The organism is uncultured Brachyspira sp., from assembly GCF_949287625.1.
Taxonomy (GTDB): domain Bacteria; phylum Spirochaetota; class Brachyspiria; order Brachyspirales; family Brachyspiraceae; genus Brachyspira.
Genome location: NZ_CASEGO010000176.1, coordinates 1 through 3,725 on the forward strand (window position 1 = coordinate 1; position 3,725 = coordinate 3,725).

Below are 3,725 nucleotides of genomic sequence, written 5' to 3' on the forward strand. Positions count from 1 at the left end.
TGAAATTTATCATTTTTAAAATTTGATTTACCTGTTATTTCTAAAATAGATAAATTATCAGACAGACTTAATACTGTTTTCTCAGAAAGCTGTGGAGAACTAACATCAATCTCTATACCAGTTAAAGTTGGACCTAATACAGTCCACACTGTAATTGCTGGGGGAACTGCAATAATTAAAAATAAAATTTTCAGTATTATCTTTTTTCTCTGTTGCATATATATTCTCTATTTAAAATAATAAAATAAAATTGAAATAAAATAATGTAAAGCCTATATATAATGTAATATATGGAATGAATAAAGTTTCTAAAAAACCATAAAAAATAGATGCAAACATTATATATATACAATCAAGTATAATAATTAATATTAACAGTATATAGTATATAAAAAAAAGTAGTGAATGAAAAAAATCCTTTATTTTATTCATTTTATACACTTCCCATTTTTAAAATAATATTTAAAAACATTATCATTAACTACATATGATAATATATTATAAGCATTTATTAAAATGCCTTTTATGTATTCATCATATATAGAGAAACCCCACTTTATCGCATACAGTATCACCCTCTGGTATATTAATTGTATATATATCTTTTAACTCAAAATTAGACTTTCTCTGTGCAAAATCTGCACCACCTAACAACACACTTTCACTAAATTCACAATATTTACCTATTGTACCAAAATGAATATTAGACCAAGCATCATATGGTATATCTTTATCATCATATACATGATGATAACGCCTTGATAAGCCCATACTTGGAAATAAGGCTGATAATTGCCACTTATGGTCCCAAAAACTATCTGTTTTAACTGCATCATAAAACATACCATATTCAGCAGCTACTATTCCTGTATAATTGTTTTGATAGGCTGAAACCATGAAAAAAGACCTAATTATATCTTTTATATTATTACTTTTTAGTAATTCTTTATCAATATATCTATCAGCATCACTAAGTGTTTTGATTTCATATGCTTTTGCTGACTTCAAATTATTTTCAATTTCTCTTGCCATATAATGTGCTATATCTTCGGCATTAAATCCAAGTTGAATATATTTATCTTGTTCTAATACTGGCTTATCTATAAATGGACATAAAATAACTCCATCTCAGTGCCTTATACACAAAATATACTTACAGCCAATAATATCACCTTATATTATTAAATTTAAAAATAATTAAATCTTACTTTAATGTCTTTGTAACTTTTGTTCTACTTAAATCAATATTGATAACACCTTCATTTTCTCTATATATACATAATGCTGTATTATCAGAATAATTATATGTTACATCATAATACCCATAACAGCACTTATCAATTGTATCTCTATATAATATATGGTTACCCACAGAAACCTTTAACCTTATAACTGCTTTACTTGTAAATTTACACAAATAATTAGCTTTTGAATTAAAATGAGAATATTTATCAGATGATATTATCTCAAATGCACTATCCTCATAAAATGTTTTATTATCACATTGATTATTATATGTATTCTCTATTTCTTTAAGCATATTATTTAAAAAGATAACTTTCTTTTCTGAAATTGGTAAATCTACTATAAAAACAAAATACATAAGAATTAGTAACATATTCACAGGAATCCAAAATACTAATATCAAATGTAAAACTTTCTTTAATTTACTTATGTATTCCATACTATGAACCTAATAAAATAATTAAGAATACTACATCCTGAATTACAGAAACAATAAATACAACAATATTTAATAAAAATGCTATATAAACAAATATTCCCATAAATACTGTCTCGGATATATTACTATTGTTATCTTGTAAACCATATATAATACTAATCATTATATGAGCAATAATAGGTAATGGTATTAAAAGTGTATAAAAAAATATTAATATTTTTTTCATAACTCTATGCATAATCACCTACTTTGCGTTCTACTATATGTTTGTAAAATAGTTAATATCTGATTAACAATAATATCAACTGTTTTTATTTCATAATCCTTTGAGATTTGAACACCTATTTTAATAGCTTCTATATCGCCTTCATTATCTCCATAATTACCACTAAATTCACCTAATCTTATAAAGCACTCTTTTATAGTCATATTGCCTTTATTTTTAATATCTGAAATAATTTGTTCTGTTCCAGCACCTTTTAATAATATAAAGTCAGAAGGGTTTATTTTACTGCCAATCACACCAAAATGTATATTTGCCCATACATCATATGGGATTTCTTTATTATTATATCTATGATAAAATTGTTGCGATAAACCCATACTTGGAAATAAGGCTGATAATTGCCATTTATGGTCCCAACAATTATCTGTATAAACCTTATAATATGTTAATACATAATCAGAATATTGTAAATGTAATAAATTATTTTCAATTTCTCTTGCCATATAATTTGCTATATCTTCGGCATTAAATCCAAGTTGAATATATTTATCTTGTTCTAATACTGGTTTATCTATAAATGGACATAAAATAACCGCTCCTTCCTGCTCTCCTTTATTCAGCACATAATAATAAATATTTTCATCTTCATTATATATAATAGTTCCTTGATATTTATCATCTAATAAATTACATGCACTTGTTTTAGTACTATTAGATGCAGCTATAATACTAACATTACCAGTAACTTCTATATTGTTTTTACTTAATGATGCAAAATCTATATCTAATGGATTATTTTTGTATTTATTAAGTATTTCTTTGCATGTATTTTTTAAAGACAATTCTTTTTCTTTCTTTTCTTCGTCTGTTCCTCCTGCTTTATACGATGTCATTACTTTAATTTTTAACCATTTTAAACCAACTATACCATATGAAAAATGATTAAAATTTTCATCATAATTTTCTGCATCTATTTTTATTCCAAAAGTATATATCTTTCTTATATTGTCATCTTTTGGATTACCTTTTAAAGCTAATGCTGGTGTTTTATCATACACATAGTTTGGCTCATTCTCAAGGTTTGTAACATGTAATGACCGTCCATAATAAGATGTATATTTTTCTGATAATTGCAGCTTATTTACTATAGGTTTCTTATCAGGATATATGATATAAAAATTATAACCTTTACTACCAGAAAGAAATATGAATGATTTATTAAATGTTGCAACAACAATGATTACTTCTTTTTTTTGCTGTAGCTGTTTTCTTTGTTTTTCATTAAATATACTGCCTGGTGTAAAATGAAGACAATCACCTGTATCTATATATTTTATTTCTTTTTCATTCATTATGTAATTTTTTTCATATAATACTTTTAATTTATTAAGTGGTATGGTAAAATACCCCCAGCGAATTTTATCGATATTTTCAGATGATGTATAAGCATTAAAATGATGTTCATTAATAAAACTGTCATTTTTTTCCAATAATTCATCAATATTAGAAAGTTCAACTTTTTCAATCAAATCACTAAGTATATCCATTAAATTTATCGTAAATGTTCTTTCTACTTGTTTATTTTCCATATAAGTCTTATTTATATGTATAAAATCTAAGCATTTACCATTGGCTGATTTTTTACACAATAAATCTGCCTTATTAAAAGAAAACAATACTTTCTGGTTACTGCGGGCTTCTGCTGGGTTGTAGCTGAATGATGCCTTGCCATTACTTACTTTGCTTTCAAATATTTCTCCTGTGCTGTTAACCAGCATATAATATGGCTTATCGTTTATTTCTTCATCGTTTAAG

At 25.2% G+C, this 3,725-nt stretch carries 5 protein-coding genes; all 5 read right to left on the reverse strand.

The window, feature by feature from the left end:
• Positions 1 to 218: hypothetical protein (locus tag Q1X91_RS15255; RefSeq protein ID WP_300759423.1), on the reverse strand; the 218-nt coding region annotated here is incomplete at its 3' end.
• A gap of 316 nt (positions 219 to 534) precedes the next feature.
• Positions 535 to 1,032 carry a polymorphic toxin type 44 domain-containing protein gene (locus tag Q1X91_RS15260; protein ID WP_300759425.1) on the reverse strand — a complete coding sequence of 166 codons (498 nt, stop codon included), beginning with the start codon at positions 1,030 to 1,032 and terminating at the stop codon, positions 535 to 537.
• Positions 1,033 to 1,204: 172 nt separating this feature from the next.
• The gene (locus Q1X91_RS15265; protein ID WP_300759426.1) at positions 1,205 to 1,618 is read right to left on the reverse strand and encodes a hypothetical protein; all 414 of its coding nucleotides are present in this window, start codon (positions 1,616 to 1,618) and stop codon (positions 1,205 to 1,207) included.
• Positions 1,619 to 1,685: 67 nt separating this feature from the next.
• On the reverse strand, positions 1,686 to 1,910 hold the full coding sequence (locus tag Q1X91_RS15270; RefSeq protein ID WP_300759427.1) for a hypothetical protein: 225 nt from the start codon (positions 1,908 to 1,910) through the stop codon (positions 1,686 to 1,688).
• A 14-nt stretch (positions 1,911 to 1,924) separates the two neighbouring features.
• A partial coding sequence (locus tag Q1X91_RS15275; protein ID WP_300759429.1) for a polymorphic toxin type 44 domain-containing protein occupies positions 1,925 to 3,725 on the reverse strand: 1,801 nt, incomplete at its 5' end.

Bases quoted from the DNA above. Each gene is read 5' to 3' on its own strand.
- Q1X91_RS15270 (WP_300759427.1), bottom strand. From the start codon at position 1,910: ATGAAAAAAATATTAATATTTTTTTATACACTTTTAATACCATTACCT.
- Q1X91_RS15265 (WP_300759426.1), bottom strand. From the start codon at position 1,618: ATGTTACTAATTCTTATGTATTTTGTTTTTATAGTAGATTTACCAATT.
- Q1X91_RS15260 (WP_300759425.1), bottom strand. From the start codon at position 1,032: ATGGCAAGAGAAATTGAAAATAATTTGAAGTCAGCAAAAGCATATGAA.